Below are 23561 nucleotides of genomic sequence, written 5' to 3'. Positions count from 1 at the left end.
ATAAACTTGTGAAATATTTCACAAACAATGAGGTTCATGTAGGAAAGCAACTCTATTTTTTTTGCGCTAATCGGGACTAATTATGACCTATAGGGTCTTATTTAGTCCATGATAGCAGAATAGGAGGAATTTACATGGTAGTCAAAGAGAAAGTTGTAAATGAAATGCAGGAAGTAAAAGAGATGATTGATACGTTAGTGAATAACGGTCGAAAGGCTTTACAAGCATTAGAAAGTTTTACACAAGAGCAAATTGACAACATTGTTCATGAAATGGCATTAGCAGGTGTGGATCAACATATGCCACTTGCAAAGTTGGCTGTTGAAGAAACAGGTCGTGGTGTATATGAAGATAAATGCATTAAAAATATTTTTGCTACTGAATATATTTGGCATAGCATAAAGAAAGATAAAACAGTAGGGATTATTCACGAAGATCCTCATGAAGAAATAATAGAAATTGCGGAACCTGTCGGAGTAGTAGCTGGGGTAACGCCAGTAACGAATCCAACGTCGACAACAATGTTTAAAGCATTAATCGCGATGAAAACGAGAAATCCAATTATTTTCGCATTTCATCCTTCAGCACAAAACTGTTCCATTGCAGCGGCGAAAACAGTATATGATGCAGCGGTGAAGGCCGGGGCACCAAAACATTGTATTCAGTGGATTGAAAGACCTTCTGTCGAAGCAACGAAACAATTAATGAACCATGAAGGTGTTGCGCTTGTTTTGGCAACTGGAGGAGCAGGTATGGTGAAATCAGCTTATTCTACTGGAAAACCAGCGCTAGGTGTAGGTCCTGGTAATGTACCGTGCTATATAGAGAAATCAGCGCATATAAAACGAGCTGTTAATGATTTAATTTTATCAAAAACGTTTGATAACGGTATGATTTGTGCATCAGAACAAGCAATCATTGTAGACAAGGAAATTTATGATGATGTGAAAAAAGAAATGATTGCAAACAATTGTTACTTTGTAACAGAAGAAGAGAGAAGAAAATTAGAAAAGCTTGTTATTAATGAAAATACATGTGCAGTAAATAGTGATATTGTAGGGAAATCAGCACAGTACATTGCCGCATTAGTTGGAATTACTGTGCCTGAAAATACAAAAATGCTTTTAGCTGAAATACAAGGTATCGGAGGAGCATATCCACTATCTCGTGAGAAACTGAGTCCAGTATTAGCTTGTATAAAAGCAAATTCACTAGAAGAGGGACTTACATATTGCGAAGACATGTTAGACCTTGGTGGTTTAGGACATTCAGCAGTCATTCATTCTACAAATAAAGAAGTACAAAAACAATTTGGATTACGTATGAAAGCTTGCCGTCTTATTGTAAACGCCCCTTCATCACAAGGTGGAATCGGTGACATATATAATGGATTTATTCCATCACTTACGCTCGGTTGCGGCTCGTATGGGAAAAACTCAGTTTCTCAAAACGTAACAGCGACGCATTTATTAAATATAAAAAGGTTGGCAAATAGAAAAAAGAATATGCAGTGGTTCAAATTACCACCAAAAATTTATTTTGAAAAACATGCGACAGCATATTTAGCAAATATGCCTAACATTTCACGTGCATTTATTGTAACGGATCCAGGAATGGTTGAGCACGGATATGTAGATACGGTTACGCATTATTTACGTAAACATGCAAATGATGTAAAAGTCGAAGTTTTCTTTGAGGTCGAGCCAGATCCATCAGATGAAACTGTGTTTAAAGGTGCGGAAATGATGAGAAGTTTTAAGCCAGATGTAATTATCGCACTTGGTGGTGGTTCAGCTATGGATGCAGCGAAAGGGATGTGGCTTTTCTATGAGCACCCAGAAACAACATTCTATGGAATTAAACAGAAGTTTTTAGATATAAGAAAACGTACATGTAAATATCCGGAATTAGGAAGTAAGGCGCAGTTTGTTGCCATTCCAACAACATCAGGAACAGGATCAGAAGTGACACCATTTGCGGTTATTACAGATAAGAAAAATAATATAAAGTATCCGCTCGCGGATTATGAATTAACACCAGATGTAGCAATTGTTGATCCACAGTTTGTAATGACAGTACCACCACATGTAACAGCAGACACTGGTATGGACGTATTAACGCATGCAATCGAGGCGTATGTGTCTGTTCTAGCAAATGACTATACAGATGGATTAGCATTAAAGGCCATTGATCTCGTATTTAAATATTTACCAAGAGCATTTAAAGATGGAAATGACGAAGAGGCACGAGAAAAAATGCATAATGCTTCTGCAATTGCAGGGATGGCATTTGCAAATGCTTTCTTAGGTATTAATCACAGCTTAGCACATAAAATTGGACCGGAATTTCATATTCCGCATGGGCGTGCGAATGCAATTCTTATGCCGCACGTAGTTCGCTATAATGCTATTAAGCCAAGAAAACACGCATTGTTCCCAAAATATGAGCACTTTGTGGCTGATGAACGTTATGCACATATTGCGAGAATGCTCGGGCTTCCAGCAGGCTCGACAGCAGAAGGTGTGGAATCCCTCGTCCAAGCAATTATTGAGCTTGGAAAAAGCTTAAATATAAATATGAGTATTGCAGGACAAGGAGTTGCTAAAGACCAATTTGAAGAGGTTGTTGGATTATTAGCAGAAAGAGCTTTTGAAGATCAATGTACAACAGCTAATCCGAAATTCCCTCTCATTTCAGAGTTGAAAGAAATTTATATGGAAGCATATAAAGGGGAGTAATGGGTATGAAAGAGTCGCAATAAAGCGGCTCTTTTTCATTTGGAAAACATCTCCCAGAATGGCTGTATTTACTGGTCTTTAAGTTTAATAGAATATGATACAGTGAAATAGAGGAGTGAGAATATAATGAAAGAATTACAAGGAAAAATAGAAGATTATACTCGGTTCGGACAAATCCTTCTCGCTGTAAGTACATTGTTAATGGTTGGCTTATTGATTCCGAATGGAGCAAAAGAAGCAATACAATCTTTTGTTATGATGGGGAGTACCGTTATATTTTTAAGTTTATCATTCTTTTTCTTTCAGCGTGTGAAAATGATGCGAGAACAGTTAGAGGGAAACGAATGTGAGTAATATTATGAAATAGAGCACTACGAAAAGAACGAATCTTTTTGTAGTGCTTTTTGTTTTTGTAAAAAATGTATGCGGTTTATATTGACAATGATAATCCTTATCAATTAAAGTAGAATAGTAGTTAATGATTATCATTATCAGTTAGAGGTGGAAGAATGAAAAAATCTATTACGCTATTCACAGCGATTTTATCTATTTTTTTCTTGTTAATAGGTTGCAATGCAAAGGGAGACGAAAAAGCATCTGCAACAAAAACAGAAAAAGGAAAAGAGAAAATCGAAGTTACCGACCTATCAGGAAGAAAGGTAACATTCGATAAAGTGCCAGAGAGTTTTGCAACATTAAGTATGGGGGACATGAATATTATTCATGCTTTAGGCGGAAAAATAGTAGGTCGTCCGGATGCAAAAATAACTCTTCCAGAGGATTTAAAGAAAGTACAAGTAATCGGGAATGCACATCAACCGAATTTTGAGCAAATCGCTAGTTTAAAACCGGATGTACTTATTGCTAACAATGGGTTTCAAAAGAATGTTCCAACGGTTGAAGGACAAGGAACGAAAGTAATGATTTCTTCTGCGAATTCTGTACAAGATATTCAAAAGAATATTGAACTATATGGAACGATAATGAAGAAAGAAGATAAAGCAAAAGAACTTAATCAAAAAATTAATGATCAAATGAAGACATATGAGAAAAAGAGTGATGTGAAAGCACTGTTAGTATACGGAGCACCAGGTACTTATTTAGCAGCATTACCAACATCTTTATCGGGTAATATTTTAGAAAAAACAGGCGGAAAAAATATTGCAGCTGATTTTCCGGAAATGAAGGAATATCCGCAATATGCGCAGCTAAGTGTAGAACGTATTATTGAGGCAAATCCAGATGTGATTTATTTAATTACACATGGAGATCCAAATAGCGTTAAAAAAGCATTTGAAGGCGAAATGATGAAAAATGAAGCGTGGAAAAATTTAGATGCAGTAAAACAAAATCGTGTAGTTATTTTGCCACCAGACTTATTTGGATCAAATCCTGGAACAAAAGTTACAGAAGCAATGGACTTTATGTATAAAAGTATACAAGATGTAAGGAAATGATACGTATGGAAAGTAGTGAAGTAGTAAGGGAAAAGGAACATCCTTTTGCGAAAAAAAGATGGATAATAGCAGTTACTTTAGTTGTATTAACGATTCTAGGTCTTTTTTACGGTCTTTTCGCAGGAAGCCTATCCTTTTCTTTACGAGAAATTCTAACAGGGATACAAGATGAAGGTTCGACGGTTCATCGAATTGTATGGGACCTTCGTATACCGAGAGTGCTCGTTGGATTTATAGTAGGAACATGTTTAGCAGCATCTGGTGCACTGCTGCAAGGGGTTATGAGAAATCCTCTTGCAGACCCTGGTATTATCGGGGTTTCATCTGGAGCAGGCCTTGTAGCAATTGTAATTATGATTTTATTCCCTCAGCATATGGCATTTTTACCGCTCGGGGCGTTTATAGGAGCTTTCATAACGGCGATGGTCATTTATGCTTTATCATGGCAAAAAGGGGCGCCGCCTTCAAGGATTGTCTTAGTAGGTGTATCAATCAATGCATTAATTGGTGCAGCGACGTCAGCGTTAATGTTATTACATAGTGACAAAGTACAATCGGTGTTACCCTGGTTAGCAGGTGGCATTGGTGGTGTAAGTTGGGCACATTTAAACATGATTATTTATTATGCACTATTCGCTATTATATTGGCCTTCTTTGGTATAAAGCATATTCGAGTATTAATGCTTGGAGATGAAATGGCGAAATTATTAGGTCATAACGTGGAGAGAAGCCGGTTTTATTTAATAGTAGTAAGTACACTATTAGCTGGAATTGCAGTTAGTGTTTCTGGTCTTATTGGATTTGTCGGTCTTGTTGTACCACATATGTTACGTTTATTAGTTGGAAATGACTATAAATATTTACTGCCATTATCATGCCTTGGTGGAGGGATATTACTTGTTTTCGCGGATGCGATAGCTCGAAGTTGGTTCGATCCAATTGAATTGCCTGTCGGTATTTTATTATCCTTCTTAGGCGGTCCGTTCTTCTTATATTTAATTCATAGAGGGGGGAAACAGCGTGATTTCCGTTAATAAAGTGTTTTACGCACATTCTGAAAGATTTCAAATGCAAAATATGAATGTACATATTAAAGCTGGAGAGGTCGTTAGTTTAATTGGACCGAATGGGTCGGGGAAATCTACTTTGCTTCGTTTAATGGCAAGACTACTTAAACAAAGCGAAGGGGATATCATTTTAGATGGAAAAAGTATTCATACGATGAAAAGTGCCGATGTAGCGAAGCAATTAGCGATGTTACCACAAATGCATGATCATCAATTAGATTTAACAGTGAAAGAATTAATCGAATTTGGAAGGGGACCTCATAAATCATGGAGAGGTCGCTTAAATAAAGACGATGAAGAAATTGTTGATTGGGCATTGTCTGTTACAAATCTTGAAGGGTATGAATATCGTCTTTTACAATCTTTATCAGGAGGAGAAAGACAACGTGCCTGGATTGCAATGACGCTAGCACAACGTACAAATGTCTTATTATTAGATGAGCCAACAACCTTTTTAGATATCGTTCATCAGTTGGAAGTAATGGAACTTGTGAAACGGTTAAACGAGGAGTTTGGCATGACAATTGTAATGGTTTTACATAATATTAACCAAGCGGTTCAATATAGTGATCGTTTACTCGTATTAAAGCGAGGGCAGCTTCAGTATGACGGTATACCAGAAGAAGTGTTATGTCATGAAATGTTTCAACGTGTGTTCGGCATAGAGGTAGATATTTTTCAAGGAAGTGACAAGCCATTTTTCACACCAAAACGAATTTCTAAAAAAGGAGGAGCAAGATGCGAACAGAAGAATGTATTACCACTGAGTTAGTAAGAGAATTTGTTATGGCAGCTCACGGAGATTTAGAAAAAGTACAAGAACTGTTAGCTGAATCGCCAAGCTTACTTCATGCCTCTTACAATTGGGGCGGATCAGATTGGGAAAGTGCGTTAGGAGCGGCGGCACATGTAGGTCGTAAAGATATTGCTCTCTATTTATTAGAAAAGGGTGCTCGAATGGACATTTTCGCGGCCGCGATGCTTGGAGAATTAGAAGTTGTACAAGCTATTTTAGTAGCACAACCAGAGGCATTGTGTGCATCGGGTCCACATGGTATTTCTCTTCTTCAACATGCACGAATGGGTGGAGAAAAAGCACAGCGTGTATTTGAGTACTTAACGGCGCTCTCTTAATGACCGCAAAGGTTCTTATGTGCGGTAAACTTTTCACTTTCATATAATTGAAAAGTTTACCGCCCGTTAGAACGGGATAAGTATCTAGTATATTTGAAAATCCTACACCCCCCTCAATTGTAGTTTTCTTTATGCTAGTTATGATATGGATGCAGTAGACAATATTTGTCTACTGCCTTTTTTAGATTCTTGAGGGATTGAATATTCTGTATTTTATTCTTGGTTCATTTATAATAGATAGTAACATTTAGTATACATACAAAACATGATCGTGTAGTTAAGTACAAATTCGTGGGAAGGAGTGCAGAGATGTTTCATACAGATCGTTTACAAATTCGCAAATATACAATGGATGATTTGCAGTTCTATGCTTCGCTATGGGGAAATGAGAAGGTAATGCGCTATATTGGAAATGGGACGTTAAAAACATATATGCAATGTAAAAAAAGTTTGGAGGAGTGGGTGATTCCTAGCTATAAAAACGGTTTTGGTTTATTTGTATTGATTGAAAAGGAAACGGGAATACGAATTGGTCATGCAGGGTTAGTAAAGCAGCAGATAGATGGAAAAGAAGAAATTGAAATTGGTTATTGGTTATTACCTCAGTATTGGGGAAAAGGGTATGCGAAAGAAGCTGCGGCAGCATTTCGAGACTATGGTTTCCAAGCGTTACGAATGAATAAATTAATTTCTCTTATTAATCCGGATCACCCCGCCTCAATCTTTGTTGCTAGAAAAACAGGGCTTAGTTATGAGAAAACAACTTCATTTCATGGGATGGACGTTCTTGTTTATTCCATTAAACGCGTTGGATGAAAAAAGGTAAATTGCATCTTTTGAAGAATGGTATATAAAAATAAAGGGGGGATTACATGTATATTTATCATAATGGCCTTATTATTCGTGAGGGAACGAATGGTGTGCCAGCATATGCAATTAAAACTTTATTCGAAGATGCTGGTTGGAGTAATGATAATATCCCTTCTTGGCAAATTGAAAAATTCACGATAGCATTTGAAAATTCAACATGGGCATTCACAATTTGGGATGAAGAAGAGATGATTGCGATGGTTAGAGTCATTTCTGATGGAATCATGATCGCGAACATAGTAAATTTAGTTGTGAAATGTGAATATAGAGGGAAGGGATTAGGTAAGAAACTTGTCGCTCTTTGTTTGCAAAAGTTGCCACATGGAGACTGGTTTGCACATACATCTGCGAATAATTTTGATTTTTATAGAAGTTGTGGTTTTGAGGTGAGAGAGTTATCGAGAAATGGAACATGTGCGTACTACGGGTATCAAGTAGCAAAAAAAGATGGGCACCGATAAAAGTAAGATAGTGTAGAAAAAGGATCGCTATTTTAATAATATAAACTGAACTGAGACTCATTTTATGATAAAATAAAAGAAAATTCTGTTTATTAAACGGGGGATAAAAATGAATGTAAAAGTTGGGGATGTATTTAAATACGAAAGAAGATTTACTGAGGAAGAGGTTTTTGAATTTGCAAATATTACAGGAGATAAAGGTAGGCATCATATGGAATATGATGAAAAAGGACGTTTAATGGTTCATGGTTTATTAACTGCTAGTATTGGAACGAAAGTAGGAGAAGAATTACATTACATAGCAAGAGAATTAGTAAGTGAGTTTATTAGACCGGTTTTTACAGGAGATACGATCACTTGTGAATTAACTTTAACAAATATTGAACAGATGGAAGGATATAAAAAGGTTTCAATCGAGTCAGTTTATCGCAATCAACATGAAAAGACTGTACTAGTTGGGACAAGTTATGGCGTTATAAGGTGATAAAAAAGAAGCCTGATTTACAGGCTTCTTTTTTATTTAATAAACACGTTTTCGATTTTCTGCATGACTAGAGATGAGTAATAATGCAGTTTCCTCCCCTATATTACGAACGATATGAGGAACACATGCATTCCAGGAGAAAGAATCACCTTCTTCTACTATTGCAATATCTTCTCCATGTTGAACTTCAAGTTTTCCGCGTAATACAAGGTGACATTCTTCCCCTTCATGGGCATTTGGTATATTTTCTTTCGGAAATCCAGCAGGAATTTCCACGAGGTTTAGGCGGAGGCCACCTTGCTCTGCAACATGTTCAATTCTTTGTTCATCTTTTCCGTATACACTGTATTTACGCTCTACCTTTTTGACAACTTTCAACCGATCTTTTTGTTCTAATAATAAATAGGGAAGGGGAACGTTTAAAAAATTGGAGATTGTTTCTAAAGTTGAGATAGATGGTGATGTTTTATTATTTTCAACCTGACTCATAAATCCTTTAGAAAGACCTGTTCCCTCACAAATTTGTGCGATTGTTATGCCTCTACGTTGACGAATTTCACGTATTGCAGAACCAATATTCATAAAATCAAGCTCCTTTTTGTAAACAACTATTTGTATCATAGCAAAAAAAATATATTTTTTCCCAGTGAAAATGAATTGACGAATAAAAAAAATTAGTGTATGTTTTGTAATGTAAATAAAAGTTTTGTATAAGAAAACTATAAAGGAGAGAATGAAATGAATCAACATATCGGTAACTTAATTATTCGTATCGTGTTAGGGGTAACATTCTTTATGCACGGTTTAACAAAATTCCAATCGGGGATTGACAATATTGCAGGGTGGTTTACAAGCATTGGTTTACCAGGAGGTCTTGCATACGGTGTAGCAACAGCGGAAGTAGTTGGTGGTATATTGTTAATTCTAGGTTTAGGTGTAAGATATATTGGATTATTATTTGCACTTGTAATGGTTGGAGCAATTGTAAAAGTAAAATGGTCAGCTGGTTTATTAGGAGATGGAAAAAATCCTGGCTTCGAATTAGAACTTGCATTGTTAGCAATGGGTGCGTACTTATTTGTTGCGAAAGCAGACGGTTTTGTAGATAATTTCTTAAAAGAGAAAATGTCAAAGAAGAACTAAATTAAATGGGGGGCTAACAAGATGAGTTTTCAACTTCATCCCGATACAACACTTGATGTTGTTCATTTATATGTATCAAATATAAAGAAATCACTAGAGTTTTATACAGAAGTACTAAGTATGAAAGTACTAAAAGAAGATGAAATGGTCGTTACATTTGGGAATGAAAATAACGAACCACTCCTTATTATTGAAGAAAAGAAAGAAGCTTTACCAAAGCAAAGAGGGAGAACGGGGTTATATCATTACGCAATTTTACTACCAAGTAGACAGGATTTAGCGAATATTCTTCGTCATCTTGTAGAAATGGTATATCCACTGCACGGCGGAGCCGACCATTACTTTAGTGAGGCCCTTTATTTAGCTGATCCAGATGGAAACGGGATTGAAATTTATCATGATCGCCAAAAAGAAGTTTGGCGTGATGAGAATGGAGAACTACCATTTGTTAGTAACCCGTTAGCTGGTGAAGAATTATTGCAGCAAGGAATTGCGTGGAATGGTTTTCCAGCTGGTACTGTGATGGGGCATATTCATTTCCATGTAGCTGATTTGGAAGAAGCGAAACGTTTCTATGTGGATGGTCTTGGTTTTGAAGTAACAATCCCAGCTCGTAATGGCGCGTTGTTCGTATCGGCAGGTGGCTATCATCACCATATCGGTTTAAATACGTGGCAAGGTGAAGGAATACCGCCGCAAATGCCAAATTCTGTTGGCTTGAAATATTTCACAATTGTACTAGCAGATGAAAAACAAAAAGAGCAAGTATGTGAAAGCTTAAAAAATATTGGCAAGATTGCTACGTACAAAGATGGAATATTACAAGCCCAGGATCCATTTGGACATTGTATCCATTTCAAAATTAAAGGAGAAGCCTAAAAAAGGCTTCTCTTTTTTTACTTTCTTATAATTGCTTTTTCGTTTTGTAAAAATAGTTCATCAAACTGCTTTGCAAGCTCAAAATCTAGTTTCGTTAAACCTTTTGCATTCCAAGATGACAAAGTAATAATGACTGCTTTATACTGGATAAGGATAAATGGATGGTGATTACGTTCTTCTGATAGTTTGGCGGCTTCAGAGACAAATTCGACTCCTTTTAAGTAGTCGGAAAACATATATTTTCGTTCAATCCATTTTTCATCTTTTATCATCCATTTATCCACCTTTAATAATTCCCCTTGAACTTCTTCTTCAGTTAATCGTAGCATCATTTTTCACATCCTTTACATGCAATAGTGCAAGACCATTGTTAATAAGGCGTGTTACAGCTTCGTCATTTGTGAAAGTAGAAAGTTGTTGTAATAATGCTGCTGATGTTTCGTGTCCTTTGTTATGCTCTAAAAGTAATTCTAATATTTCAAGGCGAAGCAGCCATTCTTTCGGATAAAATTTATTTAATACCTCTTGAATTGCTACTAATTGATCGACATGTGCGTCGTGTAAAATACCTCCACCTCGAATATCACGAACTGTTTGATACATACGATCCAGCTCAGTTAATGCAAGAGGTGCTGGAGTTTCCTCTGTTTCTTCATCAATTGGGAAAAATGATGCTGCATCTGCTGCTCCTGGGAATACTGAAATGATTTGTGAGCCAACAGCCATATCAAATGCGCCCCATGAAGCATCAAATAATACGCGGGCGTTATAAGTAACTGTGCAATCGATAAAGGAAATAAGAGCAATTTTCTTATCATTTTTTATAATATCTGTTACTTTTCCTTTTACATGAATACCACTTGCAAAAGTAAACTCAGCAATATTTCCAATTGTAATTCCTAATGATTGTAGTTGTTCATCTGTACAATTTTCTAATGCAATATTTTCAGTGAGTAATCCAATTGGTGTTCCAAAGCCGTCACTGTGTACAGAGGTAGAATGATTCGCTAGTTGTTTATTATGAATTGCTAATGCAGTTGGCGAATTTGTTCGCATGTAAATCACTTTACCTGCATCGTTTTCAATTGTCTCGCTGAATGTACCTGTAATCTGTAATCCACTAGTTAGTTCAGCAGTTGCATAGTTTTCAGAGCGAATCGCTTTTTCTAAACCTTCTTTTCCACCAGTTTTAAAGGCCATTGTTTCAGAAAACTTTTCAAGTGCTTCGGTTAATTCTTCAAATGATTCACAAACAAATAGTTGTGGTTGCATTTTTGTTACGTCATAAGTTGTACCTGTACATGCCTCGATAGAGAATGGAACCTTTTCTACAGCGTCTGTTAAGCAATGTTTGCTTTCGCCAACAGAAGAAAGGAGACCAGCACCATATATTTTTGGAGCATCTATATTTCCGATTAACCCATATTCTACTGTCCACCAGAAAAGACGTGAAATTTGTTCAGCTTCTGATAAACCAGAAACTAATTTTTGTTTTTCAATTACAGTATTTTCAGCAGCGGCAACTTCGTCAGGAGTAGAAGTAGGGCTTTCTTTTACGATTGTTAATGTACGAACAGCTTCAAAAGCATCATGTTCTTCTTTTGTAGAGAAAGCTTTCGCACCAATTTGTCCAAAGCGTTTCACATACTTCGCATATGTAGGATCCAGTAAAATAGGTGCGTGTCCTGCTGCTTCGTGTACGATATCTGGAGCTGGTGTATACTCGATATTTTCTACTTTGCGAATATCTGTTGCGATTGGTAGTAATCCGTGTCCTTGGAAATCAAAGAATGCTACGCCGGGAATAAGTCCATCAATTGTTACAGCTCCCCATCCGCTTGGTGCTAAACAGTCATTCATTTCTTCTACCTTTGGAATTGCATCTATATTTATACCAGATGATTGTAGTCCGTTCACATAGGCTGGATGAGCAACGTCTTTTAAGAAACTATGATTTTGTCTCATAATGTAACGCCAAACAGCGTGATTCACCGGTGTATATTGATCATAATGCTGCGTGGATACGAATGGTTTTAAATGCGATGGAATTTCTGTTTTCTTTGTCATTTAGACATCCTCCTTGTTTTCTATAAAGTTGAATATTGGTTGGGTATAGCTGGAACCACCACCTTTCAAAATTGTAAGCGCTTATAAAATTTTATCACAAGATTCGGAATTATTTAACATTTGTTTCTGTGAGAAATAGAAAAAGCCCCTATCGGAAAATCCGATAGGGGCGAAAGAATCGCGGTACCACCCTATTTGTAAGTGAAAACATACTTACATCTCAATTAATGATAACGGAAAAACTCCGTCTTTTCCTTCATGCGTACAAGCACTACGAAAAAGAAGCTCCAGAATTGTAATTCATACTTATATATGTGCTAATTTCCACCGACCATTAGCTCTCTGTAACAGGGATATAAGATATTACTGCGATTCTTTCAACGCGTATATATGAAATTGTGCAAAGGGACGGACGCAAAAAAGCCCCTATCGGAAAATCCGATAGGGACGATAAAAATCGCGGTACCACCCTAATTGTAAACAGAAAAATTGTTTACCACTCACTTTAAGATAACGGAAAGATCCGTCTTTCTCTTCATGCATTATGTGCACTACGGGAAAGAAGCTCCAGAATTGTAATTCACGCTTGTATATGTACTGATTCGCACCAACCATCAGTTCTCTGAGACAGGGATATAAGTCGCTACTAGTATTCCTTCAAAGCCGATATATAATTCGTTCAACTAAACTATGTTTCGTATTATAAAACTATTTTTAAAAGATTGTCAACAATAATTTTATCCCGCTATTTGTGGGCAGTAAAACTTCTACCTCAAAATTCGGCCGGAGCAAAGAAGTTAGATGGAAGCTTTACTGTCCGTAAACGTCCGATTGGTGAGGGCTGATTAAAGTTTTACTTTATTTCACTTCTAAGTCAACATTTAAATTAGATGTATTTCCAGCTGCATCAGTTGCTACAATATGAATAGTATTTTTTCCTTGTTGTAATTGGTTACGATCGAAATAAATATCATAACTTTTCTCCCAAGGATTCAGGAACGCACTTTCCCACATGCCATTTCCATTAATTTCATATTGCATTCTCACTGGAATACCAGGTGCAACCCAACCAGATTCTGTCATCCAATCTAGTAGGATATCGTCAACTTTTCCTCTAATTACGAGATTTTCTTGATCAACTTCATGTGTTAATTTCGGTGCAGTTCGGTCAATAAATACAGCCGCTGTTTGTTTCGTTTCTCCGCCTGAATTAGAAGCAACAGCTTCAATTTGATATAGACCATCCGCTAGTGGTGATCCATCTATTTTTGTACCATTCCATTTGAAAGGTTTATAACCTGCTGTTTCATTTTTTCCTTGATAAATCATTCCTTGGTATGTCACACGTTCTTTTGTAACTAAGTTAGCGTGTAACGTTACATCTTCGACTGGAGCAACTAAATAGTAGTTGATGAGATTATCATCTAATATGTTATCGCCGTTTGGACTAAAAGTAGAATTAATAATTTCGAGACCGTCGATACGTTTATAATCTTTAGGGTCGATACTAAATGTAAATGGAATACGCATTTCTTCAGTTTTCCCTTGCTCTTTTACATACAGATTCCCAGTATACACACCTTGTGGTAATGAGCTATCGACAGTGATAGTCAATGGTTTTTCAGTATTACTATTCGGCTGTACGCTAATCGATGAAGGAACAGAAGTTTTTACTTTTGTTTTTGTGTTTGCATCTAGTAATTCTACACGAGTTGAAAAGCTTTTCTTTTTACTAGAAAGATTTTGTAACGTAATATTTTGTGTTAGTTTCACTTTGCCGCTATTCGGTTTAATAAGACCGAAACTTACATTGTTCGGTTTCACTAACGCGTCCGTTTGAGCTGCTTTCGGAATGTTAATTAAACCTGATCCTTGTGCCATAACAGGATATGTATTTTCATTGACATCCTTTAATGTTTTTGCAGTGTTGGCAAGAGCAGATTTCAATTGTTCTGTCGTCCAATCAGGATGCATTTGACGTAGTAAGGCAACGGCTCCTGCTACTTGTGGCGCAGCCATACTTGTTCCGTTGTGAGATTCATAGCCACCCCTTGGTACCGTACTAGTAATTTGTACGCCAGGTGCAACAACATCAGGTTTTATGAGCCAACTTCCTTGTGATGGTCCTCTGGAACTAAAGTTACCAATAAGTTCTGTTTTGTTCGGTTGTCCAATTTTTATATTTTTCTTTCTTTTTGTAATTAAATTTTTCAACTCTTCACCATTTGTATTTGATAGTTGCATAACTGGAAGAGCTATCTCTTCACGGCCAAAATATTCAGGCATAATATTAATTTCTTTTTCATTAGAAATTAGTAGCACCCCGATAGCTCCAGCTTGTTTCGCTTGTTCTGCCTTTACTAACGTGCTTGAAGTTCCTTGTAAAACAAGGGCGAACTTCCCTTTCACATCTTGTTTAGCGTAATCACTTGAATTACCGTAGCCAACATAGACAAGCTGAGCATCGTTTCCTACTTGGAAATCTGCTTTTGATAACGGTGATCCTTGGTAAGATTTATTAGAACCAGCTACTTGGAATGTTGGGAATGGAATAGAAACAGTCGATGCGCCAACAGAGATGACACTACTTGCGTTACCAGGAGCATCAACAGACCAAGGTTTTGGTCCATCATTTCCATTTGAAACAACTGCAGTAACACCAAGTTTTGCTGCGCGTTCTAACGTCATTGTTACAGGTTGATCAGGGACATTCAAATCTTGACCGAGAGATAAATTTAAAACGTCAGCACCATCTTGAATAGCGCGCTCAATACCTTGGATAATATCATCGGTCGTACCAGTTCCACCATCGTTCATGACACGGTAAGCGAGTATAGAAGCATTCGGAGCAACGCCTTTAATTTTTCCGTTACCAGCAATAATACCAGCTACATGAGTACCGTGTACGTTACCATCCATCGGATCGTTATCCTCATCGACTGTATCGTATCCACCGATATAGTTTGCTTGTAAGTCGGGGTGTGTATAGTCTACGCCAGAATCAATAATAGCGATTTTCATACCTTTTCCATCAAGCGGTTTGCCAGATGGATCTTTTAAATTCCATGCTTCAGGTGCACCGATTGTCGGTCCGCCAATATTTGGTGCTTCTTCTTTAGTAGCGCTTTTTGCTGTTTCATGCAATTTATATGTTAAGTTCGGATAAACAGCTCTTACTTCGGGTAAAGAAGCTAAAGCAGCAACTTGATCTCCTGGGATAGAAATAGAGAATCCAGAAAATAACGTGCTATACGTTTCTTTTATCTTTGCTTTTGGTGCTTTTTCTTTAATTTTCTTTGTTGTATCCTCTTGCGCCTTTTTTAGTTGTGCATGGTATGATTGCACACTTCCATTTTTTAAATCTGGAGCATGCTGAATGTTACTTTGTGAAGCGAGCGGAGCATGATGCAATTCTACAATGACTGAAATTTCTTTTGATGTTTTTGTTTCAACATTTTGCGCGATTTTGTTTTCTCCCCATTGCTCAATATTCGCTTTTAACTGTGGACTAAATTGCTTCTCCTTTTGCAGCGATTCAGCATGCGCGCTTAAAGCTCCAAAACTAGAAAAGACAAGCGCCATACTTAATAGTGCAGATGTAGTTTTTTTCATTGAAACTCCCCCTAATAAAAAGTGCCAATATTCAGAAAAGTTATCTTACATTTTTGTTCTGAAATATAAAATCGAATGTTGGCTAAACTATACTTTCGACATAATTCATACCAATCCTCTTTGAATTAAAAAATTTATGGGAAATTTTTTGGGATTATGTCGAATGGCTCATACACAGTGGGGGAAGCCCATCCTCCACTGTGCATAAATCCACAACAATTGTGCAGTAACTGCCAATCAATGCGGAGTGAAATTCGCATATAGTAAGTGGAATATGAGGAATGCTATAAGAAAATGGAGGGACGTATGAAAAAAATTATCGTGAGTAGTAGTGTGGTTTTGTTTATTTTTTTATCTTCAATGTTTAGTACTCGTGCGGAACATAATGGGGTGAAGGTTGCTTTTATTCGTCATCATGATCTTTGGGTTAAAATTGATGGAAAAGAAAAACAAATAACAAAAGGCGAGTACATAACAGGGCCGAAATGGTCTCATGATGGAGAATGGATTTCTTATGCTAAAGGAAAGAAGCAAAACACCTTGGAGTTGTACCGACTGGAAGATGGAAAAAAAGTTAGGCCATTGCAATCTGAGGTATCGAATTATCAATGGTCACCGAAAGAGAATATAATTGCATTTGTATTTGCAAATACATTAAATACGTTTGATGTCAAAAATAAGAATACAGATTTTGAAAATGTGTCAGCTGGTGTAGGTGATTATGCATGGTACCCTGATGGAAAGAAGTTTCTTGTATCTTCTGAAGCACACTTACTTCCAACAGGATGGACAGGAGCTCAGCTATATGAAGTGCAAATAGATGCACATATGAATCCTCACAAAATGAAGCATTTGTATGCATTACCAAATGAACATGATGATTTTCTAGCGCTAGTTGCAAGTGGGTTTGAGTGGTCACCGGATCAAAGGTGGATTTCATTTTTAGCGGTACCGACAGCTTCGTGGTCAGCTGATAGTAATACGCTTTGCTTAGTTCGAGCAGATGGCAGTCGCTTTGAAAAGGTAGATCAAATGTTATTAAACACACAATGGTTCAAATGGGCGCCATCCAAGAATATTTTAGCTTATATTGAAGGAAGCGGAAGAGTTGCGTTAGAGAATAAACATTTAAAAGTAAAAGAGCTGCCGGCACTTCAGCAGAACACCTTTACGCCGAAAGGATATGTCGATTGGGATTTTGTATGGAAGAACGATAAAGTAATGATCGTTTCACGAGCAAAAGAGGCAGGGATAGAAACTCCGCCAGAAAAAAGGCCACTGCCATCCTTATATGAGATCGATAGTACAAGCGACGAACAACATCAAATCACAAAGCCACCCCATAAGCAAGGTGACTATCATCCCATCTTTATGAAGAAGAACAATCAATTAATATGGATACGTTCAGACCGTAAGAAAGCCAATGTATGGCTTTCCAGTAGTGATGGAAAACAGGAAAAGAAGTGGATTGAAAATATAGATGTACCAGAATGGTATTATGAGAAATGGAACTGGGAAAATGTCATCTCGGTAAAAGAAGAATAAAAAACCTGCCTAAAAGATAATTTTAGGCAGGTTTTTTATTGTTATTTATGTGTTTTATTTGGCTTTTTTTTCGCGGGGTTTCCGTTTCCCTGACGCTTTCTATTTTGTTCATCTTTTGCTTGTTTTTCATGTAGTGTATCTAAAAAGTCATTCGAGTTACTCATTTTTATATCGCTCCTTTCATTTCGTCCTAATTACTATAACCATTTAGGAGGATAATCATGAGATAAAAGTTAAGCGCTTAATTTTCTTCGATAGTATACGTAAAATATGCCATACGTAATAAATAGCATAAGTAAAACTTGTAACTCTACATTTTCTTTTAAAATAGTTGCGACAGAAGATGGTAAGTAAGGTGATGTATTACTCGTTCCTAAACCTAACCATTTGTTTAAGAGGTTAATGATACAAAACATGAAAACACCAGACCAGCTTGCAATAATTGCTTTCTGTTTAATTTTTGTTTCACGTTCATCATCTGTAATCCAAGGATTAGCGGTTTTATCACTATTAAAAAATCCATTTATGTATCCCCATATGATCATTCCGATAAAGGCGATAATCCATTTCATATTTGTGATTCCCCTCTCTCTCTCTTGTAAAAAGTATTTTACATATTATAATTGTAATGTTTTTCAATTAATTGTGTCAAATGTTTTTTACATACCAGTTTTTCATATAGCAGGAATAAAGAATGAGGTAGGGAAGAAATATGTAAGAGGATTTCATAGAGAGAGGAGGCTGGATATGAAGCTTGTCTTTGTTCGGCACGGAGAAGGTGAACATACAAAGGATTTGCCGTCAAGTTTACAAGTGCTTCATCCGCCATTAACGGATGAGGGAAAGAATCAGGCTAAATTACTTCAATGCAATGTGCCATTACAAGAAACGGATATATTAATTGTTAGTCCTACACGTAGAACTTTACAAACAGCGGCAATATGGAGTGCGAAAGTAGCTTGTCAAAAAATCGTCCACCCATATGTATCCCCACGTATTTTTCCTTATCGAGAAGGAGCGAAAACATTACCATGTGATGACATAGTAGATCAGGAAATGATAGCAAATTTATTTCCACATTTTTCGATAGAGAAAAGTACAAATAAGCAGTTATGGACGGAAGGTATAAATACTATTTCAGAGAATCGTTTTCAGCAAATAGTAGATGAATTTTTTCTTTGGTGCTATGAGCTAGGCGCTGAAAAAATTTGCATTGTATCTCACGACGGGACAATTACAGCGTATAGGCAATATGTACAGAAAGTCGTTTTAACTAGATCTGATTTTTTGCAAGAAACGGGTATATATGAAATGGATGTATCCCTTGAAAGTCTGATTGATGAGATCTAATTATAGGATGGAGGGTGTATGCTGAATTAGTAGTTGGCTTTAATTCTGTTTTAGAGGTGCAATCAATCCGAGCATCGCTTGAATATTTTAGGGCAAAAGTTGTAACATACTGGATCCGTAGACCGAGAGAGTTCATTAATATTCTTTCTGGAAAGGGTTTATATAATGATATCAATTATGTTATTTTTTGCTTTCATGGTGAGGAAGGAAAGTTTGTTATGGAAGAGTTAAGTGAAGATATATATGAACAAGATGACCGAGGGGATACTTTGGTGCAGCAGAAATTTATAAATATGCAAAATTGCATAATACACATATTGTAAATAGTGGGTGTACGTTAGGGGATCGAAAACTAGTAGAATCTTTTTTACGTAGTGGAGCGAAATCGTATATTGGATCGATAGATTATGTAGATGGGAATGCAGCACTTATGTTTACAATACGCTTATTTTATGGGCTTATTAGCCATGAAAAAACGTTAGAAGATGCTTTTCAAGAGGCAAAATTAATCGATGAGGAGACACGTACATTTCAATTCTATAAATAGTGAAAACACATTTATTCTATATTCGAATAAATGTGTTTCACACTTAACTCACATTTTTTTTACATTTTCTTCAATGAAAATGATTATCACCTATGGTATGATATGTTCAAGTTTTTACAGTTAATAGAAGTTACTATATATTAGTATTTAATGTTTTTTATGTATGTCACAAATTATTCATGATTAACATTTTAAAAATAAGTAACTAATGATATTATATTATCTGTAACTAACTTAATTACAACTTTAGGAGGAAGATATGGTTATTCAATTTTTAAGAGAAAACAAAGCAGTTTCTTTTTTGTTGGCAGTAATTCGAGTGTATCTTGGTTATACATGGTTAATGGCTGGAATCGGTAAACTACAAGGAAAAGGGTTCGATGCAACTGGTTATTTACAAGGTGCAATTGAAAAATCTAAAGGAGCACAACCGGCTGTTCAATCTTGGTGGGCATCATTTTTACAAGATTTCGCAATTCCAAACGTTGATCTATTTAATACACTTGTAACGTGGGGAGAAATTTTAGTCGGAATCGGTTTAATTGTAGGCTGTTTAACAAAAACAGCGGTCTTTTTCGGTCTTGTAATGAACTTTTCCTATATGTTTAGTGGGTCAATTGGTGTGAATCCTGAAATGGTTATTCTATCAATGTTCGTTCTAATTTCTGGTATGAATGCTGGTAAATTTGGAATAGATGGTTTCGTTATTCCAAAAGTATTAGGTTCAAAAACTCAAAAACGCCAAAAGCAAGCTGCTTAATATATGAAAGCGGGTATCTCAAAATGAGATACCCGCTTATGTTATTTTTCAACTTTTATTGGATTGTTCTTAAAGAATTCTTTTACATAACCTACAAATTCTTGTGGTTCTTGACGAAATGGTGCATGATAACCTTTTTCGATAATATGGAAAGTACTATTTTTTAAGAATTGATGATACGTTTCTCCTTCTTTCCAAGAAACGCTACTATCATTTCTTCCCCATATAATTAAGGTTGGTTGTTTAATTTCATTTGCATTGATTTGAAGACGTCTAGGCCATAATTTCATTTTATTGTAATGCTCTTCATCATTACGCTTGGATTTAACTTTGTTTTCATCATAATCTGCAATAGTAGAAACAGTATTTAAATCAGTCGACAACTGTGGTTTTGGTGAACCTTGTTTATTAACGAATGTATGATGACCGCCTGTAGCATCAGTTAAAATAAGGTGGGTAACGGCTTCAGGATATAAATACGTTAAATTAAGAGAAATTTCTCCACCCATTGAGTGTCCTAGTATTGCAAACGAATCATAACCTAGTTTTTTCATTAATTTATAATACAAATTTGCATGGGTGGGGAAAGAATAATAAAAATCCATCGGCTTAGATGAGCGCCCGAATCCTAAAGCATCTACAGAAATAATTGTATGATCTTTTGCTAAGTCTGAGTAAATCTTTTGAAAACCATCTGACGATCCTCCAAATCCATGGATCATAAGTAAAGGTGGTTTTTCATTACCAATCTTTTTAAAGTAAATGGTTTGACCATCTATTTCTACCATTTTTTCCTCGGTAGCTAGTTTCGCTGTAAGTGTATTTTTCACTTGTTTTACTTGCTCTACTGGTTTTTCTGCTGCACTACATCCTACTAATAGTGTAAGAGTAAGACAACCTACCATAAAATAGCTAAATCGCTTCAATTAGGTGTCCCCTTTCTAACATAACGCTGTGTCTATCATAGCAAATAGCATATTACGATTTCCAGGAAGTTGGCTACCATTTTTCATCATAAGAGGTGAAAGAAGCGTTTCTTGGAAATTTTCGATTTGAAGAAATTTACGAAATGAAAATTGTGAATGTGGGACATCAATCCTTACTGTGCCACTCCAACACTCGCAGATTTTCTTGAATAATTGAATAGCATCCTTCTCTTGCTTTGCGATAAGTGGATTGACGCATAATATATTTCCTTTTTGTATACATAAGGAAAAAGCTTCTATACAGTTATTTCTCTCAATTTTAAAAGAGTGGCTAGTTCTTGGTAATAGCGATGAGTAAAGTAAGGAACGATTAGCACCAGTTGTAATTTGATCGAGAGAAATAAGTGAGACAAGATCTTGTTCTTTCACTTGTTGCGTATGAGTAATATGTGTTTTAGTAGTTTGTTTCTCAAAACGATGAATCGTTGTTACTGTTTGAAATCCGCATGATGTATAAAGAGGCTCGCCAGCTTTTGTTGCAAGAAGTGCAATTGGTTGTTTTGGGAGAGTGTGTTCTAAGCAACGATTTAGCAAAATACGCCCGATGCCTCGGCCTTGAAAATTAGGATGAACGATTAACATGCCAATAGTAGAAAAACTATCTTTAAAAGGAAATACTCCTCCAGCTGCAATCAGTTTATTTTCATGCATATAACCAATAAGTGTGCCGAGAGAAAGATACATTTCGAATTGCTTTTTCATAAATGCTTTATCTTGTAACCATCCAATAGCTTTGCAAAGGTCGAGTAAATCAAAAATAAAAGATTCATCTAGCTTTATTGTTTTCATAAATACTCCCCACATTTCTATTAATTTTCATAAAAGTAGATTGAAAATGTTAAATAAGAGATTTACGTTAAATGAAATCCAACTTGTTTATATTTGGATTGTAAAGGCGAAGAATGTTGATACTAACAGACAAACTTATACAAATTATAACTGATATTTACATAAGTTAACAAAAAATTTACATATAACTAATTTTCTCTTAATAGTCTTCTATTAAATTTGATAGTGGGAAATGAATAACCTAATTAGGGGGACAATATAGTGAAAAAGTTTGTAAAAAAAGCATGGCCATTTGCAGTTGTGGCGTCGTTAGCTGTTACTTCGGTAGCAACATGGAATTTTACTCGTTCTAGTGAGGTTAATGCAGATGAGAGCGGAAGCAATGCAAAGATTAAAAATGTCATCGTATTAATTGGGGATGGTATGGGACCTTCATACATGACGGCTCACCGTTATATGAAAGATAATCCAAAAACTTTTGAGATGGAATCTACAGAATTTGATAAGCATCTTGTAGGAACGCAAAAGACATATCCGGAAGATGAGCATGAAAATATTACAGACTCTGCATCTGCAGCAACAGCTATGTCAGCAGGAATTAAAACATATAATGCAGCAATTGCAGTTGATAATGATAAAGCAGAAGTGAAAACTGTTCTTGAACAAGCGAAAGAAAAAGGGAAATCAACAGGATTAGTTGCTACTTCTGAAATTACACATGCAACACCAGCTGCTTTCGGTGCGCATGACATTAGTCGTAAAAATATGGATGCAATTGCAAATGATTATTTTGATGAAAAAATTAAAGGGAAGCATAAAGTAGACGTTATGCTTGGCGGCGGCGTAAAAAACTTTGTTAGAAAAGATCGTAATCTTACAGAAGAGTTTAAGAAATCTGGTTATAGCTACGTAACAGATCGAGATCAATTGTTAAATGATAAAAACGATCAAATTTTAGGTTTATTTGCACCAGGCGGTTTAGATAAAATGATTGACCGTAATGAGAAGACACCTTCATTAGAAGAAATGACAAATGCAGCAATTGAGCGTTTGAACAAAAATAAAAATGGTTTCTTCTTAATGGTTGAAGGAAGTCAAATCGACTGGGCTGGACACGATAATGATATCGTAGGTGCAATGAGTGAAATGGAAGACTTTGAAAAAGCATTTAAAGCAGCGATTGAGTTTGCGAAAAAAGATAAAAATACGTTAGTCGTTGCAACGGCAGACCACGCTACTGGCGGATTATCTTTAGGTGCGAATGGTGAGTATAACTTTAAAGTAGATCCAATTAAAGCTGCAAAACGCACACCAGACTTCATGGCAAATGAGATTGCAAAAGGTGCAAATGTAGAAGAGACATTGAAAAAATATATTGATTTACAATTAACACCAGAAGAAATTAAAGCGGTAAATGATATTGCTCCTTCAAAAGATGTAACAAAGATTGATAATGCGATTGAGGATATTTTCAATAAGCGTTCGGTTACAGGATGGACGACAGGTGGACATACGGGGGAAGATGTAAACGTATATGCATTTGGCCCTGGTAAATACTTGTTCTCTGGCGTTCAAGAGAATACAAATATCGCTAAACGTGTCTTTGATATTGTTGGCGGTGGCGATCCGAATAAAGGAAGACGCTAATTATCAAGAAAAGTGAGGCGAAATG

General features: G+C 36.2%; 23 protein-coding genes, 1 pseudogene and 2 other annotated features. Of the genes and pseudogenes, 16 read left to right on the top strand and 8 right to left on the bottom strand.

All coding sequences use genetic code 11. The features are described 5' to 3' along the window. Positions 1-134 precede the first annotated feature (134 nt). The 9 genes from adhE (at position 135) to QCI41_RS12190 (ending at position 8211) form a co-directional block, all read left to right on the top strand. Positions 135-2738, top strand: coding sequence for a bifunctional acetaldehyde-CoA/alcohol dehydrogenase (gene adhE / locus QCI41_RS12230; RefSeq protein ID WP_353837402.1), 2604 nt, complete (start codon positions 135-137; stop codon positions 2736-2738). Positions 2739-2864: 126 nt separating this feature from the next. Further along, positions 2865-3092, top strand: coding sequence for a YrhC family protein (locus QCI41_RS12225; protein ID WP_000661457.1), 228 nt, complete (start codon positions 2865-2867; stop codon positions 3090-3092). A 155-nt stretch (positions 3093-3247) separates the two neighbouring features. After that, positions 3248-4195: an ABC transporter substrate-binding protein gene (locus QCI41_RS12220; protein ID WP_088082372.1), complete on the top strand. Its 948-nt coding sequence runs from the start codon at positions 3248-3250 to the stop codon at positions 4193-4195. Positions 4196-4200: 5 nt separating this feature from the next. Further along, entirely contained in the window at positions 4201-5229 is a 1029-nt protein-coding gene (locus QCI41_RS12215) for a FecCD family ABC transporter permease (protein ID WP_327973351.1), read from the top strand. Continuing rightward, positions 5216-6034, top strand: coding sequence for an ABC transporter ATP-binding protein (locus QCI41_RS12210; protein ID WP_353837403.1), 819 nt, complete (start codon positions 5216-5218; stop codon positions 6032-6034). Before QCI41_RS12215 ends, QCI41_RS12210 begins: the two co-directional genes overlap by 14 nt. Beyond that, positions 6001-6396, top strand: a complete 396-nt coding sequence (locus tag QCI41_RS12205; protein ID WP_137052623.1) for an ankyrin repeat domain-containing protein — start codon at positions 6001-6003, stop codon at positions 6394-6396. Before QCI41_RS12210 ends, QCI41_RS12205 begins: the two co-directional genes overlap by 34 nt. Positions 6397-6633: 237 nt before the next feature. Continuing rightward, on the top strand, positions 6634-7212 hold the full coding sequence (locus QCI41_RS12200) for a GNAT family N-acetyltransferase (protein ID WP_165761989.1): 579 nt from the start codon (positions 6634-6636) through the stop codon (positions 7210-7212). Positions 7213-7268: 56 nt separating this feature from the next. Beyond that, a complete protein-coding gene (locus QCI41_RS12195; RefSeq protein WP_000276111.1) occupies positions 7269-7727 on the top strand; it encodes a GNAT family N-acetyltransferase in 459 nt (152 codons plus the stop codon). Positions 7728-7836: 109 nt separating this feature from the next. After that, a complete protein-coding gene (locus QCI41_RS12190) occupies positions 7837-8211 on the top strand; it encodes a hotdog family protein (protein WP_353837404.1) in 375 nt (124 codons plus the stop codon). Positions 8212-8247: 36 nt separating this feature from the next. Here QCI41_RS12190 and QCI41_RS12185 read toward each other — a convergent pair whose 3' ends face one another. After that, positions 8248-8793, bottom strand: a complete 546-nt coding sequence (locus tag QCI41_RS12185) for a helix-turn-helix domain-containing protein (protein WP_001020697.1) — start codon at positions 8791-8793, stop codon at positions 8248-8250. Between the two features lie 156 nt (positions 8794-8949). Between QCI41_RS12185 and QCI41_RS12180 the strand changes: the two genes are divergently transcribed. Together QCI41_RS12180 and QCI41_RS12175 are read left to right on the top strand one after the other, a co-directional pair. Beyond that, on the top strand, positions 8950-9354 hold the full coding sequence (locus QCI41_RS12180) for a DoxX family protein (RefSeq protein WP_001071550.1): 405 nt from the start codon (positions 8950-8952) through the stop codon (positions 9352-9354). 21 nt (positions 9355-9375) lie between these two features. After that, entirely contained in the window at positions 9376-10233 is an 858-nt protein-coding gene (locus QCI41_RS12175) for a VOC family protein (protein WP_000009823.1), read from the top strand. Positions 10234-10250: 17 nt separating this feature from the next. Here QCI41_RS12175 and QCI41_RS12170 read toward each other — a convergent pair whose 3' ends face one another. The 3 genes from QCI41_RS12170 to QCI41_RS12160 all read right to left on the bottom strand — a co-directional run bounded on the left by QCI41_RS12170 (position 10251) and on the right by QCI41_RS12160 (position 15912). After that, a complete protein-coding gene (locus tag QCI41_RS12170; RefSeq protein WP_046957588.1) occupies positions 10251-10565 on the bottom strand; it encodes a 4a-hydroxytetrahydrobiopterin dehydratase in 315 nt (104 codons plus the stop codon). After that, positions 10546-12300, bottom strand: a complete 1755-nt coding sequence (locus tag QCI41_RS12165; RefSeq protein WP_353837405.1) for an aromatic amino acid hydroxylase — start codon at positions 12298-12300, stop codon at positions 10546-10548. Before QCI41_RS12165 ends, QCI41_RS12170 begins: the two co-directional genes overlap by 20 nt. 162 nt (positions 12301-12462) lie before the next feature. After that, positions 12463-12690: a binding site (T-box leader), on the bottom strand. A gap of 50 nt (positions 12691-12740) precedes the next feature. Continuing rightward, positions 12741-12970, bottom strand: a binding site (T-box leader). A gap of 188 nt (positions 12971-13158) precedes the next feature. Further along, positions 13159-15912: a S8 family serine peptidase gene (locus QCI41_RS12160; RefSeq protein WP_353837406.1), complete on the bottom strand. Its 2754-nt coding sequence runs from the start codon at positions 15910-15912 to the stop codon at positions 13159-13161. A gap of 306 nt (positions 15913-16218) precedes the next feature. On the opposite strand from QCI41_RS12160, the gene QCI41_RS12155 reads away from it, so the two are divergent. Then, positions 16219-17457 (top strand): TolB family protein, encoded by a 1239-nt coding sequence (locus tag QCI41_RS12155; protein ID WP_088082375.1) that lies wholly within the window; start codon positions 16219-16221, stop codon positions 17455-17457. Between the two features lie 41 nt (positions 17458-17498). Here QCI41_RS12155 and QCI41_RS12150 read toward each other — a convergent pair whose 3' ends face one another. Both QCI41_RS12150 and QCI41_RS12145 read right to left on the bottom strand, forming a co-directional pair. After that, positions 17499-17621, bottom strand: a complete 123-nt coding sequence (locus QCI41_RS12150) for a DUF4023 domain-containing protein (protein WP_000071861.1) — start codon at positions 17619-17621, stop codon at positions 17499-17501. A 69-nt stretch (positions 17622-17690) separates the two neighbouring features. After that, positions 17691-18029, bottom strand: a complete 339-nt coding sequence (locus QCI41_RS12145) for a hypothetical protein (RefSeq protein ID WP_000871130.1) — start codon at positions 18027-18029, stop codon at positions 17691-17693. A 175-nt stretch (positions 18030-18204) separates the two neighbouring features. Between QCI41_RS12145 and QCI41_RS12140 the strand changes: the two genes are divergently transcribed. From QCI41_RS12140 to QCI41_RS12130, 3 genes and pseudogenes are all read left to right on the top strand, one after another. After that, positions 18205-18807 (top strand): histidine phosphatase family protein, encoded by a 603-nt coding sequence (locus QCI41_RS12140; protein ID WP_255258660.1) that lies wholly within the window; start codon positions 18205-18207, stop codon positions 18805-18807. A 14-nt stretch (positions 18808-18821) separates the two neighbouring features. Further along, a pseudogene (locus QCI41_RS12135) lies at positions 18822-19354 on the top strand (delta-aminolevulinic acid dehydratase). Between the two features lie 259 nt (positions 19355-19613). Then, positions 19614-20114 (top strand): DoxX family protein, encoded by a 501-nt coding sequence (locus tag QCI41_RS12130; protein ID WP_060488247.1) that lies wholly within the window; start codon positions 19614-19616, stop codon positions 20112-20114. Positions 20115-20155: 41 nt separating this feature from the next. Here the strand turns inward: QCI41_RS12130 and QCI41_RS12125 are convergent, their stop codons facing one another. Both QCI41_RS12125 and QCI41_RS12120 read right to left on the bottom strand, forming a co-directional pair. Next, positions 20156-21040 (bottom strand): alpha/beta fold hydrolase, encoded by an 885-nt coding sequence (locus QCI41_RS12125; protein ID WP_098189889.1) that lies wholly within the window; start codon positions 21038-21040, stop codon positions 20156-20158. A gap of 15 nt (positions 21041-21055) precedes the next feature. Then, positions 21056-21889 (bottom strand): GNAT family N-acetyltransferase, encoded by an 834-nt coding sequence (locus QCI41_RS12120; protein ID WP_353837407.1) that lies wholly within the window; start codon positions 21887-21889, stop codon positions 21056-21058. 261 nt (positions 21890-22150) lie between these two features. Here QCI41_RS12120 and QCI41_RS12115 point away from each other — a divergent pair, with 261 nt between their 5' ends. Continuing rightward, on the top strand, positions 22151-23536 hold the full coding sequence (locus tag QCI41_RS12115) for an alkaline phosphatase (protein ID WP_000714921.1): 1386 nt from the start codon (positions 22151-22153) through the stop codon (positions 23534-23536). Positions 23537-23561 lie beyond the last annotated feature (25 nt).

Origin of the sequence: Bacillus cereus group sp. MG4 (genome assembly GCF_040460055.1) — a bacterium.
Taxonomy (GTDB): domain Bacteria; phylum Bacillota; class Bacilli; order Bacillales; family Bacillaceae_G; genus Bacillus_A; species Bacillus_A wiedmannii.
The sequence above is the reverse complement of the archived record's forward strand: the minus strand, read 5'-3'. Positions and strand labels throughout refer to the sequence as shown.

Coding starts and splice junctions, on each gene's coding strand:
- QCI41_RS12215 (WP_327973351.1), top strand. CDS start 4,201: ATGGAAAGTAGTGAAGTAGTAAGGGAAAAGGAACATCCTTTTGCGAAA.
- QCI41_RS12145 (WP_000871130.1), bottom strand. CDS start 18,029: ATGAAATGGATTATCGCCTTTATCGGAATGATCATATGGGGATACATA.
- QCI41_RS12205 (WP_137052623.1), top strand. CDS start 6,001: ATGCGAACAGAAGAATGTATTACCACTGAGTTAGTAAGAGAATTTGTT.
- QCI41_RS12165 (WP_353837405.1), bottom strand. CDS start 12,300: ATGACAAAGAAAACAGAAATTCCATCGCATTTAAAACCATTCGTATCC.
- QCI41_RS12180 (WP_001071550.1), top strand. CDS start 8,950: ATGAATCAACATATCGGTAACTTAATTATTCGTATCGTGTTAGGGGTA.
- QCI41_RS12155 (WP_088082375.1), top strand. CDS start 16,219: ATGAAAAAAATTATCGTGAGTAGTAGTGTGGTTTTGTTTATTTTTTTA.
- QCI41_RS12140 (WP_255258660.1), top strand. CDS start 18,205: ATGAAGCTTGTCTTTGTTCGGCACGGAGAAGGTGAACATACAAAGGAT.
- QCI41_RS12120 (WP_353837407.1), bottom strand. CDS start 21,889: ATGAAAACAATAAAGCTAGATGAATCTTTTATTTTTGATTTACTCGAC.
- QCI41_RS12190 (WP_353837404.1), top strand. CDS start 7,837: ATGAATGTAAAAGTTGGGGATGTATTTAAATACGAAAGAAGATTTACT.
- QCI41_RS12175 (WP_000009823.1), top strand. CDS start 9,376: ATGAGTTTTCAACTTCATCCCGATACAACACTTGATGTTGTTCATTTA.
- QCI41_RS12160 (WP_353837406.1), bottom strand. CDS start 15,912: ATGAAAAAAACTACATCTGCACTATTAAGTATGGCGCTTGTCTTTTCT.
- QCI41_RS12130 (WP_060488247.1), top strand. CDS start 19,614: ATGGTTATTCAATTTTTAAGAGAAAACAAAGCAGTTTCTTTTTTGTTG.
- QCI41_RS12225 (WP_000661457.1), top strand. CDS start 2,865: ATGAAAGAATTACAAGGAAAAATAGAAGATTATACTCGGTTCGGACAA.
- adhE (WP_353837402.1), top strand. CDS start 135: ATGGTAGTCAAAGAGAAAGTTGTAAATGAAATGCAGGAAGTAAAAGAG.
- QCI41_RS12170 (WP_046957588.1), bottom strand. CDS start 10,565: ATGATGCTACGATTAACTGAAGAAGAAGTTCAAGGGGAATTATTAAAG.
- QCI41_RS12185 (WP_001020697.1), bottom strand. CDS start 8,793: ATGAATATTGGTTCTGCAATACGTGAAATTCGTCAACGTAGAGGCATA.
- QCI41_RS12220 (WP_088082372.1), top strand. CDS start 3,248: ATGAAAAAATCTATTACGCTATTCACAGCGATTTTATCTATTTTTTTC.
- QCI41_RS12195 (WP_000276111.1), top strand. CDS start 7,269: ATGTATATTTATCATAATGGCCTTATTATTCGTGAGGGAACGAATGGT.
- QCI41_RS12150 (WP_000071861.1), bottom strand. CDS start 17,621: ATGAGTAACTCGAATGACTTTTTAGATACACTACATGAAAAACAAGCA.